Here is a 19,590-nt window from a genome sequence, read left to right on the forward strand (position 1 = left end):
GACACGGGCGTCGGAACCATGAGTGCGTCGCCTGTGCCGACGCCGTCCATCGCTGGCAAGCCCGGCTCCTACAACAGCGTCGCGTCAGCGGATCTGCAGCGGCTCGAACCCCTTCACCAGGTCGTCGATCGCCTTGACCTGCGCCAGGAACGGCTCCAGCACCGCCAGCGGCAATGCACTGGGCCCATCGCAGCGCGCATGGTCCGGATCCGGGTGCGCCTCCAGGAACAGCCCGGCCAGCCCCACCGCCATGCCGGCGCGCGCCAGTTCCGCCACCTGCCGGCGGCGCCCGCCGGACGCCTCGGCACCGGCCTCGCGGCGCTGCAGGCTGTGGGTCACGTCGAAGATCGCCGGCAGCCCGCCGGTGGCCTCGACCATCTCGCGGAAACCGAGCATGTCCACCACCAGGTTGTCGTAGCCGAACTGGCTGCCGCGCTCGCACAGGACGATGCGCTCGTTGCCGGCCTCGCGGATCTTGTCGGCGATGTTCCGCATCTGGGTGGGACTGAGGAACTGCGGCTTCTTGATGTTGACCACCCGCCCGGTGCGCGCGATCGCATCCACCAGGTCGGTCTGCCGGGCCAGGAACGCCGGCAGCTGCAGCACGTCCACCACCTCGGCCACCGGCGCGGCCTGCCAGGGCTCGTGCACGTCGGTGATCACCGGGATGCCGAAGCGGGCCTTGACCTCCTGGAAGATGCGCAGCCCCTCCTCCAGGCCGACCCCGCGGTAGGACTTGATCGAGGAGCGGTTGGCCTTGTCGAACGAGGCCTTGAACACCAGCGGGATGCCGAGCCGGCCGGTGACCTCGACGTAGTGCCCCGCCGCGTGCAGGGTCGAGTCCAGGTCCTCCAGCACGTTGAGCCCGCCGAACAGCACGAACGGAGCGTCGTTGGCGACGCGGACGCGGTCATCGATCTGGACGGAGACGGACATGGGCGGATTCCGGCGGAGGACAGGCGCCAATTATGCGCCTGCCCAAACGCCGTTACAGCTGCACCGGCCCCTCCTGTAGGAGCGTACTTCAGTGCGCGACGCGAGGCGGACCAGATGGTCCCCGCGTTAAACCTCCACGCTGATCGAAACGAGGCAGGCACCGCACCGCCCCACCACATCGCGTCGCCGGCCGTACCCAACTCCTACAACAGCCCCGGCCGCGCCTCACGCGCGCCCGTACACATCCTCGAAACGGACGATATCGTCCTCACCCAGGTAACTCCCCGACTGCACCTCGATCAACTCCAGCGGCACCTTGCCCGGGTTGCGCAGGCGGTGGGTCACGCCCAGCGGGATGTAGGTGCTCTGGTTCTCCGACAGCAGCAGCACCTCCTCGCCACGGGTCACCTCGGCCGTGCCGCTGACCACGATCCAGTGCTCGGCGCGGTGATGGTGCATCTGCAAGCTCAGCGCGGCGCCGGGGTTGACCGTGATCCGCTTGACCTGGAAGCGCTCGCCCATGTCGATGGAATCGTAGGCGCCCCACGGCCGGTAGACCTTGCGGTGGAAGGTGGGCTCCGGCCGGCCGGCGGCCTTCAGCCGCGCCACCACCGTCTTGACGTCCTGCACGTGGTCCTTGTGCGCCACCAGCACCGAATCGTCGGTATCGACCACCACCACGTCCTGCAGGCCGATCATCGCCACCAGCCGGCGGTCGCCCCAGGCCAGGGTATCGCGGCAGTCCAGCGCGACCACGTCGCCATGGTGGGCGTTGCCGTTGCCGTCCTGCTCGGCCACCTCCCACAGCGCCGACCAGCTGCCCACGTCGTTCCAGCCCACCGCGATCGGCAGTACCGCCGCGTCGGCGGTCTTCTCCATCACCGCGTAGTCGATCGAGTCGGCCGGGCAGGCGGCGAAGGCGGCCTTGTCCAGGCGCACGAAGTCCTCGTCGCGGCGGGCCGCGGCGAAGGCTGCGCGGCAGGCGGTCAACATGGCCGGGGCGTGGCGCTCCAGCTCGGCCAGATAGCGCGAGGCGCGGAACAGGAACATGCCGCTGTTCCAGAAATACTCGCCGGAAGCGACATAGCCCTCGGCGGTGGCCGCATCGGGCTTCTCGACGAAGCGCTCCACATCGCGCACGACTTCGCCTGCAGTCGCCTTGATGTAGCCGTAGCCGGTCTCCGGGCCAGTGGGCACGATCCCGAAGGTCACCAGTCGCCCGGCCTCGGCGGCGGTTGCCGCCTGCGAAACGGCGCTGCGGAACGCGGCCGCGTCGGCGATCACATGATCCGAGGGCAGCACCAGCAGCAGCGGGTCTTCGCCATCGGCGGTGGCCTGCAGCGCAGCCGCGGCGATGGCCGGAGCAGTGTTGCGGCCCACCGGCTCGAGCAGGATCGCGGCCGGCTTGCAGTCCACCTCGCGCAACTGCTCGGCGACCATGAAGCGGTGGTCTTCGTTGGCGACCAGGATCGGCGCAGCGCTGGCCAGCGCTGCGACCCGCTGCCAGGTGGCCTGGAGCATGGTGTTCTTGCCCGCCAAGGGCAGGAACTGCTTGGGATAGGCCTCGCGGGACAGGGGCCACAGTCGGGTGCCGGAGCCGCCGGAGAGAATGACGGGAATCATGGGGGTCCATCGGTTGAATTCAGTGCCAAAGAATACCAGCCGCCGGCACCGGACCGATTTCCCGAAAGCATCGCCAGCACGAGGGCATCCACCGGGAATGCGTGCCGCACGGGGTAGAATTCCGCCTCGATTCGAGCGGGACAGGAAAGGCAATGCAGAAGCAGGATCGGATCTTCGTCGCGGGCCACCGCGGCCTGGTGGGCGGCGCCATCGTCCGCCGGCTGCAAGCGCTGGGCTATGACAACCTGCTGCTGGCTGGCCGCGACATGCTGGACCTGCGCGAGGCCGCCTCGGTCGAGGTCTTTTTCGCGAAGGAGAAACCTCAGGTAGTGATCCTGGCCGCGGCCAAGGTCGGCGGCATCCACGCCAACGACACCTACCCTGCGCTGTTCCTGTTCGAGAACATGCAGATCCAGAACAACGTCATCGATGCCGCCTTCCGGCATGGCGCGCAGAAACTGACCTTCCTGGGCTCGTCCTGCATCTATCCCAAGTTCGCCGAGCAGCCGATCCGCGAAGACTCGCTGCTGACCGGCGCGCTGGAACCGACCAACGAGTGGTACGCCATCGCCAAGATCGCCGGCATCAAGCTGTGCCAGGCCTACCGCAAGCAGTACGGGTTCAACGCGATCAGCCTGATGCCGACCAATCTGTACGGACCCGGCGACAACTTCGACCTCAACAACTCGCACGTGTTGCCGGCGCTGATCCGCAAGTTCCACGAGGCCAAATTGCGCGGCGACGGGGAAGTAGTGATGTGGGGCACCGGCACCCCGCGCCGCGAGTTCCTGCACGTGGACGACATGGCCGCCGCCACCGTGTTCCTGACCGAGACCTATGACGGTGCAGACATCGTCAACGTCGGCGTGGGCGATGACGTCAGCATCCGCGACCTGGCTGAACTGGTAAAGGAAGTCACCGGCTTCGGAGGCGGGATCGTCAATGACACCAGCAAGCCCGACGGCACCCCGCGCAAGCTGTTGGACGTCTCGCGGCTGCATGGACTGGGCTGGCATGCGCAGATCGGCTTGCGCGAGGGCATCGAGCAGACCTACCGCTGGTTTCTGGACCACCAGTCGCAACTGCGCGCCGTCTGAGCAGCAAATAGCCCGGGCGTTCCATCGGCCGCCGACCCATCTCCATTCCGCCAGTCGCGGCCACGGGAACGCTAATAGCGCGTATTGGCGCATGAGTGGTTGAGACTAGTATTCGCGCGATGTCCATTGGCGCGCCAGCTTCAATCAGTGGGGCGTGACTGGCATGGTGACGCCAGGGTTCTGTCGTGGAATTTCCCAAGAACAGGAACACGACATCTAAATTGATAGTAGCTGCCGAGCAGAGTACCAAATGAAAAGGGTATTAGTTACTAAATAACGCTTCCAAAGGCGTCGAGGTTCATTTGCGAGACGATAAAGCCACTCAAGTCCGCAATTTTGCATCCACACCGGCGCGCGCCTGAGCGTGCCAGCGTGGTAATCAAATGCCGCACCTACCCCTATCATTACCGCGTTCACGCGACCGTAGTTTTCAGACATCCACAACTCTTGTTTTGGACAGCCAAGCCCAACCCAGACTACGTTGGCACCAGAACTGTTGATTGCATCAACAACGGCATCCGCCTCTTCAGTGGTCAATTCCCTGAACGGTGGCGAATAGAATCCCGCGATGATCAATCCCGGAAACTGCCGCTGCAGTGCGACTACGAGCGAATCAAGTGTGGCCTGAGAGCCCCCGTACAGATAAATAGACTGCTCAGAAGCAGCTGCATGCCTACAGTACCTGAGCATGAGATCCGGTCCGCTAATCCGCTTCGGGCGGTTCCCTGTCATAAATCCAAGCATCCAAGCCACTGGCATGCCGTCCGGAGTGGCCAAATCCGCTCGTCGAATAATCCGAGCGAAACTAAGGCTGCGCTTCGCAGTTACAAGTGAGTGGGCATTGCATATGCAGACCACCTTACTCTGACGTAATTCAGCCCATTCAGAAATTTTGGTAATAACCCCTTCCCAATCGAACAAATTAATAGGTGCGCCAATCACGTCAACCTTTTTGTGCATGATTACGCGCCTTGTCGATTCTAATGGTGGATATCAACCCCCAAAGCGATACCCTTGCAGCTGGCCATAGCCCGACGATAGGAACCAACTTTCCGCGTTCTACGTCGACGAATATGACGGTGCCGGCCGAAAAAAATAAAAACCGAAGTAGCACAACTAAGGAGTAGCCAATTGAACCAAGAAATTTAAAGATCAGCGACCATGGCCGTTGTGAAGTCCTTGATGAAACTTCAGCCAGATATTCAGATTCAAATATTCTGCTTCGCTGGGTTGACGGAGAAACTTCAAATGCTGCAATGGGAGTGGCGATCGTGGCAAGAGATGAAATATTCGAGAATCTCTTCCAGAGATCAAAATCAGCGGCAAGCTTAAGAGACAAATCAAGCCCGCGCGCTTGAGAGTATAAAGTCCTTCTCCAAAACATACCCTCCTGCTGCAAGTAACCTAACCCATTCTTCTGATAGAGGCCGGCGGATATAAATCGAGAAGGATAATAGACCGGCCAAGAATCAATCTTGCCTATCAGCCCTGTTTCAGACATGAGGGCTGAATGCCCGCATACCCAATCAATGCGTGCATAAGAATCAAAAACTAGACCTACAACGTACAGTGCTTGAGGGAATATGTAATCGCCAGCGTTCAGCCATCCTTGGATAGGGCCACTTGCAACTGCCAAGCCTCTATCAACGGCGGCGTATGCGCCGCGCGCAGGGTCTTCTTCCTGTCGAATTCGGAGATGGGGCCACAGGCGAAGTGCGTCTACAAGACGCTCCGAAGATTTTCCGTTCCCGTCGATAACTATTACTTCCACAACCAAAGATTCGGCAAAGGCGGCGGCAGACTCTATGGAGGAAAGAGTGAAAAGAAGCCCTTTCTCATCATTCAATACAGGAACAACAATGCTGATGTCAGCCATCTGATCGATAATCATGCGCATAAATTCGTGAAAAATAGACTACGGCTGCGAGGACAATCAAATAGGTAGGCTGATAAAGCAAGGGGTTCACGAGAAAGGTAAGCGTAATGCAAGAAATTAGTGCCGCCCAAACATAATTCCTGGAACGCAAGCTCAATCGCAACGTTGATACGAGTGGAATCAGCAGGAAGGCGGCTCCAACGATCCCGGTAAATGCCAGTACATCGAGGAGATCCGAGTGGCTTGGAATATAGAAGTTCTTATCAGGAACAAACAGTTCCGTTGTGCGATGAGCTTCGCCGAAGAATGGCGAATGGATGAATTGGTCCCAGCGAATCAGATAAGTGAAATATCTAACCTCGGTGCTTCCCGTTGGAGCATCACTCGATGTAAGCAAGTAAAGGACGCAAAATATCGCTAGAAGAACCGCCGACATCGAGAAAAGAACGGTCCACAGGGAGTTCGCTCTTTTATACAAGAATCGAGAGGAATGAAGTTGCGCTAGTCGTAGCAACAAGACGACCGCCAAGACAATGAAGCCCGTAAACTTATTGCTCAACAACAGGGCAAACAGCCCAAGCGAGAAGCCGAGAAGCGTTAGTAGGCGCCCTCTGCGTTTTGCATCTATTAACATCAGAGGTGCTAGTAGAAATACTTCTTCATGATAAATTTGAAAGAAATCAGATTTATATCCCAAGAGTCGCCAGGCTATTATCGATACGCCTACTACTATGCCTCCGGCCGTGACCATGAGCTGGAAATACTTGCCAGCCCGACTTGCGCCAGACGAAGCTACATAGGCGCACGTGATGATATACGGAATAAGAATGATACGAATAGAAGAGTCGGCCAGACTCTCTTGCGTCCATTCAAGTCGCAATAGCCCGATTGCAGTTATGGCAGTCGCTGCAAAAAGCAGAATAACATCCCACTGCCTTCTGTTAAACATAACAGAAGACCATGCGCCCACAGTGCAAATTAACAGCGCCGCGAAATACTGCGCGCTAATCTTTGTTCCAAAATAAATGCCAGAAGGATCAAGTGATAGAAAGATTCCCCAGGCCCCGAGCAACAGGAACAGTGAATTCGTAATCACCGTTCGAAAATGAGTGATTTGATCTAGCGTCGCAGCCATTGTTTAGCTTGGAGCAAGAATGGAAATTTGACCTTGACTGCTTCTTTAAACTTCATCCAATTTGACCACGGCTTTGCTGGAAAATCCCGTTTTGGTGTCATCCAGTCGGGGCCATAGACCTCGGACAAGAATTGACGCGCGTTGGACGGGGCAAGGAACGTGGTGCCGAGGAAGTTTAAAGGCTCATGGTTTTCGATATAGGCCGACCTGACAGAGTCTCTATTGCAGATTCTTCGCCCGCCATTTCGGCGAAAGAAGTAAATGTCGATATAGTTGTTGTCTTTCATCAGGGAGTATAAATCCCCATCTGCGCGAACTATCTCAAGCCCATGTTCTCGAAGCTCGTGCAGATAATTTTGAAAATCCTTCTTGTATTCATTCAAGATATATATATCAACATCCTCGTCCCAAGGGATGAAGCCGCCTTCTCTGATGGCGCCTAGTAATGTTCCATATATAATACCAAAGCGAATATCACGGTTGTCTAATAGCTCCTTGAGGAGAAGGAGATTCCTGGCGGATATCTCAGGATCTATAGCACCGCGACCATGATACAAATGGACGGCGCTGAACAAGTAATCGCCGAAATCGGTATGAATTATGTTTTGCATATATAAATCAGCTTTGTGCGAAATATTTTCTATACAAGGATGCAGCGTAGTATGCTCTAAAACACAATATTGAAAGTTCAACCAACAGAATTGAGGTCGCCACTGCCAGTGCCCCAAGCCCACTGATATAAACAACTATGAGGCAAAGTACCTGAAGAATGCCGCCAAGAAGTACAGTCCTATTTGCTATGTCTAGTTTTCCAAAGGCGCCTAGCAGGGGATATCCGAGCAGCATTGATGGCATTGTTACTGCATATATACCCATGAAAACCACGAGTATTGAATAGCTTCCTCTAAATTCCTCTCCAAACAGTATAACTAGTAGCCATTCCCCGACTAAAATACCGGCTGCTATCGCGACAATCGATAGACATATGGTGCCTTTAAGCACAGTCGCGAATAGATTCAAGTTCCGTTCTTTGGCCATGTTTGGGTAAAGGGCCTGAGGAATCGGAGAGAATAACGCTTGCAGGCCGCGGTATATTTGCTCAGCAGCCGAGTATTGGGCCACTTGTGCTGCACCAGCGAAGGCGCCGAGAGCCAGCGTAGCCCCTGACGTATAGGTCATGACGGCGGCTCGAGACCAAAAAAAGGGAGTGGACTCGCGAATTGCGGCTTTCATTGCTCGCCAGCTAGGCCATTTGTATCGGTAGCCGAGCTTCAACACAGTATATGTAGCGGCTGCGGCTGCGGCCAAATGACCAATGCCATTAGCCAGTGCCACCCAGATAAGATCCGTTGGTGCGTGGACGAGCAGGACCGTCAGGCACAAAAATATCAACCTGGATCCAATGGTATATAAAGTAAGCGGCCTCATTAGCTCTATGCCCTGATAGAACCAAACAGGCTGGTACGTCTGGCCCGCTAGCGGAATTAACATCAATAGGAAGAAGGGGGCATACTTTTGACTGTCAGGAAATAGCAGCAGGTATGAAACTACTGACAGGCAAACTATGAGCAAAAGAACGGTCTTGCATGCTGTAACGGCCCCGAGTATTTGATTCGTAGCGCGCTTGTTATCCTTGGAGGTCGCTATGCGATGAGTCGCGGATAGGTTGAAGCCATAGTCAACTACGACGCTTCCCGCTTGAACCAGAGCCAAGCCCAGCGCAAGTATGCCGAATGCTTCGAGACCAAGAGTCCTTGCAAGATAGGGGGCCATCATAAGAGGGATGGCGTAACTGACGAGTTGCGCGATAGCCAATGCGCGCGCGTTTACTAAGAATCTGCTCTTGCTATCGTCCGGACTTTCACCTGCCACGTTAGAAGCTCCGCCGTAAAATTAAGCGGATGTAAAGTTCATGACGAAGTGATCTGCAGGGATGCATAGGAACTAGGCGCATATTGAGGAAGCCGGTATTGCAACACGGAACGAACACTTAAGAACGGTCGAATGGTTATTCGAACCTATCAACAATTGATGATATTAAATCAAGGGCTTGCTTAAGCTCCGAGATGTGTGATTTATCAAGAATACTCAATAGTCTTTTTAGGTCTGTGCTCGATATGTTGTCGGTCCGAGGCAGATAGGCAACCGTGCATAGATCTTTAAGGTCATCAAACTTGCCTTTCCAATCGTCCCCAATTCCGAAGACAGTGACATTATGCTCTTTAATGTCTTCGGCCTTTTGCTCCCAACTGTCCTCCGGAATAACCAAATCCACGCATTTTAATGATTGAACTATGCGTGCGCGATCTTGGAAACGGACGATGGTTTGTTTTCCCTTTGTTTCATTGAATCGGTCAGTTGATACTCCGACAATCAAGCGATCTCCCATCTCTCGGAGACGAGACAGCACATTTAAGTGCCCTACGTGAAACAAGTCGAAAGTTCCATATGTCAAGACAGTGCGCACTTTCTATTCCTCAGAATGCATTCTTTCCTACAAAACCTTTGACTACGGTCATCACGATGATCCGCAGGTCAAACCACGGGGACCAGTTCTGCAGGTAGTACAGGTCGTACTCCACCCGTCGGGCCATCTTGGAGACCGTGTCGGTCTCGCCACGCAGGCCGTTGACCTGAGCCCAGCCAGTAATGCCTGGCTTGACCCGGTGCCGCTGCATGTAGCGGTCAACCAAGGCCTTGTACTGCTCGTTGTGGGCCAACGCGTGTGGACGCGGGCCGACGATCGACATCGTTCCCTGCAGTACGTTGAAGAACTGCGGCAGTTCGTCCAGGCTGGTGCGGCGCAGGAAGGCGCCGAAAGGAGTGACGCGCGCATCGCCGCGGCGGGCCTGGATGACCTGGCCGTCGTGCTCCTCGTGCAGGCGCATGCTGCGGAACTTCCATACCTCGATCGGTTTGCCACCCATGCCATGCCGCAGCTGCCGGAACAGCACCGGGCCGGGCGAGCTGAGCTTCACACCGATGGCGATAGCCGCCAGCAGCGGTGCGATCAACAGCAGAATCAGGCTGGCCAGGACGCGGTCCATCACCGACTTGATCGCGTGCGCGGGCCCATCCAGTGGGCTGGAGCGCAGGTTGAGCACCGGCAGCCCGCCGATCTGTTCGACCGAATGGTTGAGCAGCTGGAGACCGAACAGGTCCGGCAGCAGCTTGATCTCCGCGGTGGAGTGCTCGAGCTGGCGCAGCACGTAGGCGATCTGCGCCTGCTCGCGCATGGGCAGCGCGATCCAGACCTGGTCTATGTGCCGGGACTCCACGTAGCCGGCCAGGCCGTCGATCCTGCCCAGCGGCGGCACGCCGGACAGGGGGCTGCGGTCGGCGTGGGTGGCGAACCAGCCCTCCACGCGGATACCCATCCATGTCTCGCTGTGCATCGTGTTGACGATGCGCTGGGCATCGGGATTGGCACCGACGATCACGGCGGTACGCAGGTCCATGCCCTGCGCACGGATCCAGGCGGCGGCGCTGCGGGTGGCGACGCGCAATGCCACGGCGCCAGCCAAGCTCAGGCCGAACCAAGCGCCCAGCCACAGCCGCGACAATGACTCTGTCACCTGCAGAACGGCGGTGTACAGCACCAGGCCGGCGAACACCATGATCCACTGCAGCGCCAGCTGGAACACTTCGGCGGTCAATCCGCGCCCGCGCCAGCTGCGGTAAAGAGGAGAGGCACCGAATACGAGCAGGGCGAACAGTACCGTCAGCACGACGATGCGCACGTAATCCAGCGGAAGCGCCAGATTGCCGAAACGCAGCCCGTGGGCCAGCAACGCGCCCGTCACCAGCATGGCTGGGTCACCAAGGCGGAGGGTGGCGCCAAGCGCGGCCGAGAATTTGCTGACCGAGCCTGACTTGACCTCGGCATAGGGCCGAAGTGGTGTGTAGAGCATTGCGATTTCCCCCTGTACTACGTTCCCCGGGTCCCTTTGCGTGGGGTTACCCACACAGCCGGGGTGCCTGCTGCATTGCAGCAGTGTGACGAGCATAACAAAGCAGTCGGGCCGGTCGACTCCCGGATGGGAGTGGTCATGGGTCGATGTACCGCAGGTTGTCGAACAGCAGGTCCCCATCGCGCTCGCTCGTCAACGGATACAGGGCGTAGCGGCGGAACAGCCCGGCGCCGCCGTCGCGCAGCAGCGGGTTCCAAACCAGGCTGGCCCGGCCGCGGGTGGAGCGCGGCAGCAGGAAGTCCATGGGCAGGGTGAGGTAGATGCCCTTGTCGAAGCTGCCCTCGCCGAAATCGGCCGAGGAGACGTTGGTCTTGGTGGCCCATGCGCCCATCGTCACCCCGTTGGGGAAGGCGCGGGCCACGTTCAGCGTCGCGCCCCAGTCGCCGGCCAGGTAGCGGCCGGCGGCCAGGGAGCCGACCACCCGCTGCTGGCGGCCGAAGCTTTGGTAGAGCGTGGCGTGGCCGGTGGCCACCCGGTAGTCGCGGAAGCCGAAATGCTGGTTGTAGTCGCGCTGCTGCACCCAGTTGGCGTCCACGCCCAAGGCCCAGCGTTCGCCGAACGGCCGGTACAGCACCTCACCTCCGATGCCGCCGAACATCGATTCCAGCATGCCGGCATAGGCCATCCCGTACAGGTCGCGGCCCAGAGCTCTTGCGGTGGTCAGCTGCAGGTTGGGCACCGTGATGTCGGACGTGGTCACGTACTGGCGCATGTCGGTGCGCACGCGCGGCAGTTTGCTGGGCGCGTCGTACCGGAACCGGTCGTAGTTGTTAAGCACGTTGGCGCTGACCGTGCCCGACAGCCAGGTATGTGGCGAGAACCGCCAGCCTGCGTCGGCATTGACGCTGACCTGGTAGAGCAGGAATGCATCGGGACCGCCGATGATCTGGCTGAAGCCGGGCGCGACGTTCCAGTTGCCGCGACGCAGCGGGGCTTTGTAGACCGTGTTTCCCTCGCGTGAACTGCCCGGCGGGTTGAGTTCAACCTGCCGGGCCAGGGTGTCCAGGTCGATGTCGCGCTTCACGTAATCGGCCAATGCCTGGCGCGAGACGCTGGTCTGCGCCAGCGGCAGGCCGTGGCGGGTGTGCTCGATCGTGAACCAGTCGATCTCCGGGCCGACCGAGTTGTCGAGGACGCGGGCCGTGCGTCCCAGCGCCTCGGCCGGGTAGAAATAGCGACGCTGCGAGCCGCGCACGATCAATTCGCGTCCGCTGACGCTGACGTCCTGCACCGCGATGCCCGCATTGACCCCGAGCCAGCGGGCGACTTCGTCCCAGTTCCGCTCCGGGCGCAGCGGGGGCACGCCGGCGAGCGGACCGGCCGCATGATCGACGCCCGACTCGACGTCGGCCGCTTCACCGGTTGGCGCGATCGCGTCCTTCCGGTTCAACGACCGGTTGTCCTCGTACAGCGGCACCTTCGGCGGGTCCATCCAGCGCATCTGCCGTTCCGCGCTGGCCAAGTTGCCGCGCAGGGTCAGCGCGGCCGACAGTTCGTTGCCGCGCTGCCAGCCCAGACTCAGCTTCACGCCAGGACTGGCGCTGTATTGCAGGCCGAAGTTGAAGCGGGAGTCATGGAGCAGGGTGCCGACGCGCGGTTCGTGTTCGTAGTCATGGCCGTCGTATTCGACTTTGACTAACAGCGGCTCCCAGGGCGTCTGCCAGGCGACGCCGCCGAACACGCCGACCGGCCCGCGGAACATGTACCGGAGCCCGAGCTTGCCCGCATTGACTACCGCGCTTGTGGGGTCAGGTCGATGATTGAAGCGATCGTCGATCCATCCCAAGGGGTTCTCGAAGTCACCATTGCTACCCAGGTAGCCGGTAGCCAGGCCGATGCTGGCATCGACAGGGCCGAAGCGCTTGCTGGCAACGCCATACTCGCTGGAGAACAGGCCGGTTCCGCCAAGGTCCCGGACGCCGAATGCGACTTCGGGTAGCCAGCGGCTCTCTTCCCACAGCCGCAGCTTGAAGTCGATCGACTTGTCCTTGTAGTTCTGGTCGCCACTGAACCACTGCGGGCCATAGCGAACCCCCGCCACGTTGATATAGCGGAACGTGCCCTCGAACCACGGAAACGGCTGCAGCGAGAAGTTGTACCGGCTGTAGGGCGAGGTATGGCTGGCGGTGAACGCGAACTCGCCGTCGTCGGCCATGCGCGCGGTTGGTGTCTGCAGCAGGCCGGCGCCACCCCAGTCGCTCTGGGTCGCCGGCGTCGGCGACTGCGCGTGCAGGCTGCCGCTGACCGCCAGCGCGAGCAGGCTGGCCATCGGTGCGCACCGCCGGATCGGGTGGCATGCGTTCATGGCGCCGCCACCGGCAACGTCTGGGTGGCGATGAACTGCGCCACTTCCTCGTTGAGGTCCGGGACCAATCCACGCAGCGCGCGCTCATCGAGCGGCACGTACAACACCGCACCGGGGGCCAGCGCCTGCGGCGCGCTGCGGTTCCACAGCGCGATGCCCAGGCGCTGTACCTCGCCGTCGGGCTGGATGGCGTACAACAAGTCGCGATCGGCGCCGGCGGCCGGGATGCAATCGCGCAGGTAACCGGCCGCATCGCGCAGCGGGAGGTGGGCCAGGATGCAAGGCGCGGCGACGGCGCCGACCACCTGCACCGTGGCCGGTCGCGGCGGGTAGACGAAGCGGTCGCCGCTGGCCAGCCGGCGGTTGTAAGCCGGATCCATCTCCAGCCGTCGCGGATCCAGCTCGACGCGCATGCGACCGGTCACCGGCAAGGTGTCGATCCAGCCGCGCAGGGCATCGGCGCGTGCGGCCACTTCCGGCATGACATCCGGGAAGGTGGCGAGGACTTCCAGGTCGTGCAGCAGGCCGGCCTTGAGCCGTCGCTGCTCGTCCTCGGCCGCCGGGCGCAGCACGGCCGCACCCAGCGGATAAGCCCGCATGGTCGGTCCGGCGGCCAGCGCGGCATCGGCGAAGCGCTTGCTGGCCGGCAGCACGTGCTCGCCCGGGTGCCGGACCTCGCCGGAGACCTGGACACGCACCTCCTGCGCGCGGACGCCATCAATCGCAGCCGGCAGTCCCGCCACCAGGCAGGCGAACAGGACAAGAACGCGCATCAGCGCCTCCCCGCCCGGTACGGCTTGAGCTGCACGATCTCCAGGCTCACGCCCGGCGCCAGCAGCTGGCGGCTCTTCCAGATGAAGCCGGTGTCGGGGTCGGCCCAGTATTCGTTGCGTGCGTCCACGCCCGGCCCGCGCAGCGTTTCCTCGAAATGCACGAGCGTGCGCGTGGTCCCGAGGATCTCCACGGCCTGCGTGCCGCGACGCTGCAGCAGGCCGGTCACCGGCACGCCGTAGCGGTAGCCCTCGCGCCAGTCGTAGCGGCGCGCGACCGCCACCGGTTGCCCGTCGAGGCGGGCCAGGTCCAGGAACGGGTTGTCGCCCTCGACGTGGATCCCGTCGACGTCCCGGCCCAGGCCGGCGCTGCCGACCAGCAGGCCGTCGCGCAGGAACACGACGTGCCTGCGGTCGCTGTACCAGGACAGGCGGCCGTCGTCGTCGTTGCCCAGCACCATCACCGCGCTCACGCCGGCGCCCTTGACCTGGATGCGCGCGTAGGGGCTGGCCGCGATCGCCTCGGCGTCGGGCGCGATGTCGGCGCGGCTGCCGGCGACGTCGCGCACGATGTCCAGGGTGGTGTTGCTGCAGCCGCCGAGAACGGCCGCCGCCAGGACCACTCCGGCCAGCGTCGCCCACCCCGCGTCGCGCCCGCCTGGGGCGCTCCGCTGGCGGGCCGCGCCCGGCACTGGATTGCTTAGGTACTGCAAGGGGGACCGCCGCTCAGTTCGAAAGATCCGAGCTCACGCTGGCGGCATTGCTGATGATTCCGGAGAACGGCAACAGCTGGCTGACGAAGCGGCTCCAGCGGGTGATGCCGGCGGTGCCGACGAAGACCACGTCGCCCGGCAGCAGCTCGAACTGGCTGGCCACGGCAAAGGCGGCCGGATTGGCGGCTTCCAGCTGGTAGACCACCGATGGCTTGGCCTGCAGGTCGTTCGAGCCGCGGATCACGTACACGGCGTTGCCGTTGGAGGTGGCCTGGGCCAGCCCGCGCGAGCGGCCCAGGGCCTGGCTCAGGCTGATGCTGCCGGTCTTGAAGTTCTGCGCGCCGGGCAGGTTGACCTCGCCGACCACGAACACTTCCTTCGCGTCGAGGTACGGGATGTAGATGTGGTCGTTGGCCTGCAGGTAGATCGGCCGGCCGCCCAGGCGCGCCATGTCCAGGGTGTAGGTGGCGCCGTCGCGGGTCAGGCGCACGCCGGACAGGTCGGCGTCGTTGGGGTCGAAGCCGGCGTTGCTGATCGCGTCGTGCAGGGTCAGCGGCACCACCGTCAGCGGCACCACGGCCGATTTCTGCGCTGCGCCGGTCACCCAGACGCGCTGGCTGGCGTAGGTGAGGATGGACACGTCGACCTGCGGCGATTCGATGACCTTGGACAGCCGGGAAGCCAGCTCGTCGCGCAACGCGGTCGGTGTCTTGCCGGCAGCCTGTAGCTTGCCGACGTAGGGATAGAACAGGGTGCCGTCGCCCTGTACCAGGCGGCCAGCGGCGTTGAGCTGCTGCTGTGGTCCGGCCGGCACGGTCAGTTCCGGGTGGTCCCAGACGGTGATGTAGAGGACGTCGCCCGGGCCGATGGTGTAGGCCGGCGGCTGGAACTCGGCCAGGGCCGGCGGGATCGCACCGTTGCCCTGCACTGCGCGGTCCATCGCGATCAACTTGGGTGTGATGGCGATCAGGTCGAGCTGGTCGTTGCCGGCGGTACGGACCTGCGCCGGTCCCGGTGTGGTCCTGCCCAGGTGCTGGCCGGGAGACCAGAGGCAACCGGACAGGCAGGACATCGCCAGCACGGCGATGGCGAAGGGGCGGTACAGGTTCATCTACTGCGTTCCAGTCGAAAGTGGCGGCTTGCTTGGACGCAAGTCGCCAGAAAGCCCGGCGGGATGACCACGCCGGGCTTGAGGGCTACTGCCGGGGTTCGGGAATCAGCCGCCGGTCCCGCTGGTGCCGGTCGTTCCGGTCGTTCCGGTGGTGCCGGTGGTCCCCGTAGTTCCGGTGGTGCCGGTCGTACCGCCGGGGCCGTCGCCGTCGCCGTCGCCATCACCCGGGTCGGGACCGCCAGGGCCCGGTCCCGGAGGCGGCGGGGTGCCAGGGTCCGGATTCACGGGGGGGGTGGACTTCTTGCCGCCGCCACCGCCGCCGGCCGCCAGTGCGGCGCCGACCACCAGCGCGGTGCCGACCACCAGCGCGGTGTTGCTGCTGCCCTCTTCCACCGCCTGGTCGGTGCCGGCGGGAGCGCCGTCCTCTTCCGTGGCGGTATCCGCGGGATCCTGCGGAGCGGTCTGGGCGAAGGCGTAAGGCTGGCCCGACAGCGCGACCACGATGGCCAGGCCGAGCGGCAGAAGTTTCGACGTCATGGGGTCCCCTGAGGTGTAGGCAGCGTGTTGCTGGTGCAGCGCGGGACATTACGCGGGCGTGGAGGCGAGTGTCAATCAAGACAAGGACTTGTGTCACAATTTGGCGGTGCTGGAGCGTCATTGGGGCGTCCGCGTATTGGACCCGTTCGGGTAAGCTGTCGCGCCTGGTCGGAGCCTCGGCCACAGGGGGCATCAAGAAGGAAGGCTCGGGTCCGCGTGTTCAAGAAGTTGTTGTTGGTCTGCATCGGCAATATCTGCCGCAGTCCCACCGCCGAAATCCTGATGCGCCACCGCCTGCAGGGGCGGCCTGGCGTCGAGGTCGCGTCGGCCGGGCTGCAGGCGCTGGTGGGCCGGCCGATAGATCCGACGGCGGCCGGGTTGCTGCGGGAGGCCGGCCACGATCCGGACGGGCACCAGGCGCGCCAGGCCAGCTCCTCGGTGCTGGCGGCGGCCGACCTGATCCTGGTGATGGAGCAGGCGCACCTGTCGCGGATCGTCCGCGAAGTGCCGCAGGTCAGTGGCAAGACCTTCCTGCTGGGCAAGTGGCGGGGGGGGCGGGAGATCCCCGACCCCTACCGGCAGCAGCGGGCGGCGTTCGAGCACGTCTATGGCCTGATCGACGACTGCGTCGCCAGTTGGGCCCCCTACATCAAATAAGCAGCGCGCCGCGGCGACGCGGGCAGTACCGGAAGGCAAGTGGAAGTCATGACGAAGCAAATGGGAGCGGGTGCGGCCAGGGACGAGGACGAGATCGACCTGCGCGAGCTGCTGGGTCTGCTGGTCGACCGCAAGTGGTGGATCGTGGGGGTTACCGCCCTGTTCTTCGTGGTCGGCGTCGCCTATGCGCTGCTGGCTCCGCCGGTTTACCAGGCCCAGGCCATGGTCCAGGTCGAGTCGAAGATGCCGTCCATCCCCGGCCTGTCCGACCTGACCTCGCTGGCCGGCAGCGGCAGCACCGCATCCACCACCGAGGTGGCCCTGCTGACCTCGCGCAGCGTGGTCGGCACTGCGGTGGACCAGTTGCACCTGGACACGATGGTCGAGCCGGCCCGATTCCCGCTGCTGGGCGCTTTCCTCGCCCGGCGCTTCCACCCCGCGGAGGAAGGCGAGGTCGCATCGCCCTGGCTGGGCATGGCGCGCTACGGCTGGGGCGGCGAGTCGCTGCGGATCGAACGGCTGGACGTTCCCCCGGTCCTGGTGGACGCGCCGCTGCGCCTGGTGGCCGGCGATGACGGGCGCTACGTGCTGCTCGACGACGATGGCAACGAACTGCTGAGCGGCCAGGTCGGGCAGACGGCCGAGGGCCGGGGCCTGGTCCTGGAGGTTGCGGCGCTGGACGCCAACCCGGGCACCCGCTTCGAAGTGACCAAGCGGCGCCGGCTGGACGTGATCACCGGGCTGCAGCAGGACATCAAGGCGTCCGAACAGGGCAAGGAGTCCGGCATCCTGCGGTTGACCTACGAGGACACCGACCCGCTGCGTGCCGAGGCGGTGGTGCAGAAGGTCGCCGAGGCCTACGTCCGCCAGAACGTGGACCGCAGCTCGGCCGAGGCCGCTTCGCAGCTGCAGTTCGTCAAGGACCAGCTGCCGACCGTGCGCAGGCAGGTGGAGGAGGCGCAGGCGCTGATGAGCGCCTACCAGTCGCGCGCCAATTCGGTCGACATCACCCTGCAGACCAAGGGCCTGCTGGAGCAGGAAGTGGCGGTGGAGAGCAGCATCCAGCAGCTGCGCCTGAAGCAGGCCGAGATGGACCGCAGCTTCACCCGCGAGCACCCGGCCTACCGCGCGCTGCTCAAGCAGATTGGCGACCTGGAGTCGCGCAAGGCCGGCTTCCGCCGCGAGGTCAGCCAGCTGCCCGACACCCAGCAGGAACTGCTGCGCCTGACCCGCGACCTGCAGGTCAGCAACGAGCTGTACACCGCCCTGCTCAACCAGGCCCAGCAGCTGGACGTGGCCCGCGCCGGCAGCGTCGGCAACGTGCGCATCGTCGACCCGGCGGTGGCCGACACCGCCAAGCCGGTCAAGCCGCGCAGGTCGCTGGTGGTGCTGGTCGCGACCCTGCTCGGCGGCTTCCTGGCGGTGGGCGCGGTGTTCCTGCAGCGCATGCTCAACCCGGGCATCGAGGACCCGGCGCAGATCGAGGAGCTCGGCCTGCCGGTCTATGCCGCCATTCCGCTGAGCAGCTCCAAGGCGCTGCCGACCGTGCGCCGCGCGCGTGGCGGCGAGCACAGGATCGTGGCCGATGGCCGCCAGCACCTGCTCGCGGTCGGCGAGCCGGCCGACCTGGCGGTGGAAGCGTTGCGCAGCCTGCGCACCAGCCTGCACTTCGCCATGCTGGAGGCCAAGAACAACATCCTGGCCATCTCCGGCCCGCGCCCGGGCGTGGGCAAGACCTTCGTCTCCGCCAACCTGGCTGCGGTGATCGCGCAGGGCGGGCAGAAGGTGCTGCTGATCGACGCCGACATGCGCAAGGGCACCCTGCACAAGGTGCTGGGCATGCAGCCGGCGCCGGGCCTGTCCGACGTGCTGGCCGGCAAGCTCGAGGTCGACGCGGCGATCCACCCGGTCGGTGGCCTGGAGAACATGCACTTCCTGCTGCGCGGCGACATCCCGCCGAATCCGTCCGAGCTGCTGATGCACCCGCGCTTCGGCCGCCTGCTGGAGTCGCTGGCGCCGCGCTACGACCTGGTGATCATCGACACCCCGCCGATCCTGGCGGTGACCGACGCGGCGCTGGTCGGCTCCCACGCCGGCTCGAACCTGCTGGTGACCCGCTTCGGGATCAACCAGCCGCGCGAGATCCTGCTGACCATGAAGCGGTTCGAGCAGAACGGCGTGCAGGTCAAGGGCGCGATCTTCAACGCGGTGGAGAAGCGCGCCACCGGCTACTACAGCTACGGCTACTACGAGTACGCCTCGGCCCGCGAGAGCTGAACCGGGGCGAACACCGGCTCAGGCGGGGCCGGTTCCTGCTTCCGCCGGCACCGGCGGCGACACCTGCACCAGCGCCGTGCCGCTGAGCACGCGCTGGCCGGACTGGTTGCTGCAGGTGGTCTCCAGCCGCAGCCGGTCCGGCCGCGGCCGCTCGACCACGCGGACTTTCGCGGTGATCGTGTCACCGATGTGGACCGGGGCTTCGAAGCGCAGGTTCTGCTCCAGGTAGATCACGCCCGGGCCCGGGAGCTGGTTGGCGATCACCGCGCTGATGTAGCTGGCCACCAGCATCCCGGGTGCGATGCGCCGCTGGAAGCGCGTGCCGGCGGCGTAATCCTCGTCGACGTGGATCGGGTTGCGGTCGCCGACCAGTGCGACGAAGCGCTCGATGTCCTCGGCGCGGATGGCGATGGTGCGGGTGGCCTCGTTCGGGTTTCCGTCCATGGCGTTCATGCGTCCGGGTGTGCGTGGAACGGCCGGCCGGCGATGCCGGGAGCGCGTGGAATCGGTTCGTGTCTCATCCGCCAGCCGTGGTCGTGGGGGTGGCGCCATTATGACCCGGGGCATCGCCGGCTCCCGCTG

General features: G+C 62.9%; 18 protein-coding genes. 3 read left to right on the plus strand and 15 right to left on the minus strand.

The window, feature by feature from the left end:
* Positions 1–84 precede the first annotated feature (84 nt).
* Positions 85–936 carry a 3-deoxy-8-phosphooctulonate synthase gene (kdsA, locus tag WQ53_RS08505; protein ID WP_052631774.1) on the minus strand — a complete coding sequence of 284 codons (852 nt, stop codon included), beginning with the start codon at positions 934–936 and terminating at the stop codon, positions 85–87.
* 225 nt (positions 937–1,161) lie between these two features.
* The gene (locus WQ53_RS08510) at positions 1,162–2,559 is read right to left on the minus strand and encodes a mannose-1-phosphate guanylyltransferase/mannose-6-phosphate isomerase (protein WP_052631775.1); all 1,398 of its coding nucleotides are present in this window, start codon (positions 2,557–2,559) and stop codon (positions 1,162–1,164) included.
* Positions 2,560–2,711: 152 nt separating this feature from the next.
* On the opposite strand from WQ53_RS08510, the gene fcl reads away from it, so the two are divergent.
* Positions 2,712–3,656 carry a GDP-L-fucose synthase gene (gene fcl / locus WQ53_RS08515; RefSeq protein WP_052631776.1) on the plus strand — a complete coding sequence of 315 codons (945 nt, stop codon included), beginning with the start codon at positions 2,712–2,714 and terminating at the stop codon, positions 3,654–3,656.
* A 216-nt stretch (positions 3,657–3,872) separates the two neighbouring features.
* Here the strand turns inward: fcl and WQ53_RS08520 are convergent, their stop codons facing one another.
* From WQ53_RS08520 to WQ53_RS08555, 12 genes are all read right to left on the minus strand, one after another.
* Entirely contained in the window at positions 3,873–4,616 is a 744-nt protein-coding gene (locus WQ53_RS08520; RefSeq protein WP_052631777.1) for a WecB/TagA/CpsF family glycosyltransferase, read from the minus strand.
* Positions 4,600–5,547, minus strand: a complete 948-nt coding sequence (locus tag WQ53_RS16275; protein ID WP_158497828.1) for a glycosyltransferase — start codon at positions 5,545–5,547, stop codon at positions 4,600–4,602. The genes WQ53_RS08520 and WQ53_RS16275 overlap by 17 nt, the downstream gene beginning before the upstream one ends.
* On the minus strand, positions 5,525–6,667 hold the full coding sequence (locus WQ53_RS16760; protein WP_144409279.1) for an O-antigen ligase family protein: 1,143 nt from the start codon (positions 6,665–6,667) through the stop codon (positions 5,525–5,527). Before WQ53_RS16760 ends, WQ53_RS16275 begins: the two co-directional genes overlap by 23 nt.
* The gene (locus WQ53_RS16280; protein WP_082112923.1) at positions 6,652–7,278 is read right to left on the minus strand and encodes a LicD family protein; all 627 of its coding nucleotides are present in this window, start codon (positions 7,276–7,278) and stop codon (positions 6,652–6,654) included. Before WQ53_RS16280 ends, WQ53_RS16760 begins: the two co-directional genes overlap by 16 nt.
* 7 nt (positions 7,279–7,285) lie before the next feature.
* Positions 7,286–8,443, minus strand: a complete 1,158-nt coding sequence (locus WQ53_RS16285) for an oligosaccharide flippase family protein (protein ID WP_158497829.1) — start codon at positions 8,441–8,443, stop codon at positions 7,286–7,288.
* A 232-nt stretch (positions 8,444–8,675) separates the two neighbouring features.
* A complete protein-coding gene (locus WQ53_RS08525; RefSeq protein ID WP_052631778.1) occupies positions 8,676–9,134 on the minus strand; it encodes an adenylyltransferase/cytidyltransferase family protein in 459 nt (152 codons plus the stop codon).
* Between the two features lie 10 nt (positions 9,135–9,144).
* A complete protein-coding gene (locus WQ53_RS08530; protein WP_052631779.1) occupies positions 9,145–10,578 on the minus strand; it encodes an undecaprenyl-phosphate glucose phosphotransferase in 1,434 nt (477 codons plus the stop codon).
* A gap of 136 nt (positions 10,579–10,714) precedes the next feature.
* Positions 10,715–12,907: a YjbH domain-containing protein gene (locus tag WQ53_RS08535; protein WP_236685841.1), complete on the minus strand. Its 2,193-nt coding sequence runs from the start codon at positions 12,905–12,907 to the stop codon at positions 10,715–10,717.
* 32 nt (positions 12,908–12,939) lie between these two features.
* Positions 12,940–13,716: a capsule biosynthesis GfcC family protein gene (locus WQ53_RS08540; protein ID WP_052631781.1), complete on the minus strand. Its 777-nt coding sequence runs from the start codon at positions 13,714–13,716 to the stop codon at positions 12,940–12,942.
* Positions 13,716–14,336, minus strand: coding sequence for a YjbF family lipoprotein (locus WQ53_RS08545; protein WP_236685842.1), 621 nt, complete (start codon positions 14,334–14,336; stop codon positions 13,716–13,718). Before WQ53_RS08545 ends, WQ53_RS08540 begins: the two co-directional genes overlap by 1 nt.
* 103 nt (positions 14,337–14,439) lie before the next feature.
* Positions 14,440–15,537, minus strand: coding sequence for a polysaccharide biosynthesis/export family protein (locus WQ53_RS08550; RefSeq protein ID WP_052631782.1), 1,098 nt, complete (start codon positions 15,535–15,537; stop codon positions 14,440–14,442).
* A 105-nt stretch (positions 15,538–15,642) separates the two neighbouring features.
* On the minus strand, positions 15,643–16,074 hold the full coding sequence (locus WQ53_RS08555; protein WP_052631783.1) for a hypothetical protein: 432 nt from the start codon (positions 16,072–16,074) through the stop codon (positions 15,643–15,645).
* 216 nt (positions 16,075–16,290) lie between these two features.
* On the opposite strand from WQ53_RS08555, the gene WQ53_RS08560 reads away from it, so the two are divergent.
* Positions 16,291–16,731, plus strand: a complete 441-nt coding sequence (locus WQ53_RS08560; protein ID WP_052631784.1) for a low molecular weight protein-tyrosine-phosphatase — start codon at positions 16,291–16,293, stop codon at positions 16,729–16,731.
* 48 nt (positions 16,732–16,779) lie between these two features.
* Positions 16,780–19,008, plus strand: coding sequence for a polysaccharide biosynthesis tyrosine autokinase (locus WQ53_RS08565; RefSeq protein WP_052631785.1), 2,229 nt, complete (start codon positions 16,780–16,782; stop codon positions 19,006–19,008).
* Between the two features lie 18 nt (positions 19,009–19,026).
* On the opposite strand, the gene WQ53_RS08570 is transcribed toward WQ53_RS08565, so the two are convergent.
* Positions 19,027–19,452, minus strand: a complete 426-nt coding sequence (locus tag WQ53_RS08570; protein ID WP_144409280.1) for a MaoC family dehydratase — start codon at positions 19,450–19,452, stop codon at positions 19,027–19,029.
* Positions 19,453–19,590: the final 138 nt, after the last annotated feature.

This window comes from Pseudoxanthomonas suwonensis (assembly GCF_000972865.1).
Lineage (GTDB): Bacteria > Pseudomonadota > Gammaproteobacteria > Xanthomonadales > Xanthomonadaceae > Pseudoxanthomonas > Pseudoxanthomonas suwonensis_B.

Bases quoted from the DNA above. Each gene is read 5' to 3' on its own strand.
- WQ53_RS08565 (WP_052631785.1), top strand. From the start codon at position 16,780: ATGACGAAGCAAATGGGAGCGGGTGCGGCCAGGGACGAGGACGAGATC.
- WQ53_RS08535 (WP_236685841.1), bottom strand. From the start codon at position 12,907: ATGGCCAGCCTGCTCGCGCTGGCGGTCAGCGGCAGCCTGCACGCGCAG.
- fcl (WP_052631776.1), top strand. From the start codon at position 2,712: ATGCAGAAGCAGGATCGGATCTTCGTCGCGGGCCACCGCGGCCTGGTG.
- WQ53_RS08520 (WP_052631777.1), bottom strand. From the start codon at position 4,616: ATGCACAAAAAGGTTGACGTGATTGGCGCACCTATTAATTTGTTCGAT.
- WQ53_RS08550 (WP_052631782.1), bottom strand. From the start codon at position 15,537: ATGAACCTGTACCGCCCCTTCGCCATCGCCGTGCTGGCGATGTCCTGC.
- WQ53_RS16760 (WP_144409279.1), bottom strand. From the start codon at position 6,667: ATGGCTGCGACGCTAGATCAAATCACTCATTTTCGAACGGTGATTACG.
- WQ53_RS08510 (WP_052631775.1), bottom strand. From the start codon at position 2,559: ATGATTCCCGTCATTCTCTCCGGCGGCTCCGGCACCCGACTGTGGCCC.
- WQ53_RS08530 (WP_052631779.1), bottom strand. From the start codon at position 10,578: ATGCTCTACACACCACTTCGGCCCTATGCCGAGGTCAAGTCAGGCTCG.
- WQ53_RS08540 (WP_052631781.1), bottom strand. From the start codon at position 13,716: ATGCGCGTTCTTGTCCTGTTCGCCTGCCTGGTGGCGGGACTGCCGGCT.
- WQ53_RS16285 (WP_158497829.1), bottom strand. From the start codon at position 8,443: ATGATGGCCCCCTATCTTGCAAGGACTCTTGGTCTCGAAGCATTCGGC.
- kdsA (WP_052631774.1), bottom strand. From the start codon at position 936: ATGTCCGTCTCCGTCCAGATCGATGACCGCGTCCGCGTCGCCAACGAC.
- WQ53_RS16280 (WP_082112923.1), bottom strand. From the start codon at position 7,278: ATGCAAAACATAATTCATACCGATTTCGGCGATTACTTGTTCAGCGCC.
- WQ53_RS08570 (WP_144409280.1), bottom strand. From the start codon at position 19,452: ATGGACGGAAACCCGAACGAGGCCACCCGCACCATCGCCATCCGCGCC.
- WQ53_RS08555 (WP_052631783.1), bottom strand. From the start codon at position 16,074: ATGACGTCGAAACTTCTGCCGCTCGGCCTGGCCATCGTGGTCGCGCTG.
- WQ53_RS16275 (WP_158497828.1), bottom strand. From the start codon at position 5,547: ATGATTATCGATCAGATGGCTGACATCAGCATTGTTGTTCCTGTATTG.